General features: G+C 68.9%; 1 pseudogene. It reads right to left on the bottom strand.

Annotated elements, in window-relative coordinates:
- A pseudogene (locus AC1D15_RS35915) lies at positions 1-306 on the bottom strand (DEAD/DEAH box helicase); the annotation flags it as partial.
- Between the last annotated feature and the right edge of the window lie 348 nt (positions 307-654).

Genomic DNA, 654 nt, shown 5'->3' with positions numbered 1-654 from the left:
CCCCGGCGGCGGGGCGCTGGCGTTCTGCAGCACCAGCTGGTCGTCCTCGGGCAGCACGGCCAGTACGCTGGCGCCGCCCTTGGCCGGTGCACCCCACCAGGCAGAGGCGCCGTCCAGGCTGTCGTCCAGCAGCGCCTGGGCCGAGGCGGCGCCCGGCCGCTGGCCTTCGGCATGCACGTGGCCCGGCACCAGCGTCACGCGCCACAGCGGGCCGTCGCGCTCGCTGCGCAGCACCTTGAAATCGTAGTACTCGGGGGTGGCTGCGAGCTCGGCGTTCAGCGCCTCGCGCAGGTCGGCAAGGCTCATGGTGCTCGCGAATGTCGGGTCGTCAAAAGCGGTCGGGCCAGGCGCGCAAACGCCCAGCCCGGCCTGACCATCCGCACCTAATCACCAARTGAAAATGGCTGGGCGAGATGATAGCGGCGCTGTGGGCTCGCTGTGGGCTGCTAGATAGCGCACAAAATCTCGATACCAGCCTTCTACTGCCAGGCCACTCCCGTCATCCAGTCCCGGAACACCCGCCCGTAGCCGTCGCTGGGCGTGCCGTCCACATCCTGGATCAGCACGTTGTCCTGCTCGGCGAAGACGTCCCAGCAGCAGCCGATGACCGACCAGTTGTTGGCGCCCGCGAACGGCAGCAGCTGCTGCAGGAAG

The organism is Rhizobacter sp. P2_H2 (assembly GCF_056403375.1).
The sequence above is the reverse complement of the archived record's forward strand: the minus strand, read 5'-3'. Positions and strand labels throughout refer to the sequence as shown.